Raw genomic sequence first — 248 nt, 5'->3', positions numbered from 1 at the left:
CACCGATCAGGGCGCGCAGTTCACCAGCGCCACCTTCACCGGCAGGCTGGAGGCCGCGGGCGTCGCGATTTCGATGGACGGACGCGGCCGTTTCATGGACAATATTTTCATCGAACGGTTGTGGCGCAGCATCAAATATGAAGAAGTGGTGTGCTGTGAACGTCACTGTTCGAAATATGAACGGTGGCGATGCTTTATCGGAGATGAGGGTAGGCCCCTCGAAGTCGGCTTGCAGGAGCAGGCTTCAA

Annotated in this window: 1 pseudogene; it reads left to right on the top strand. The window is 57.3% G+C overall.

What is annotated here, in order from left to right:
* Positions 1-248 (top strand): annotated as a pseudogene (locus GWG65_RS40395) (hypothetical protein); the annotation flags it as partial.

The organism is Bradyrhizobium sp. CSA207 (assembly GCF_029051685.1).
GTDB lineage: Bacteria > Pseudomonadota > Alphaproteobacteria > Rhizobiales > Xanthobacteraceae > Bradyrhizobium.
The sequence above is the reverse complement of the archived record's forward strand: the minus strand, read 5'-3'. Positions and strand labels throughout refer to the sequence as shown.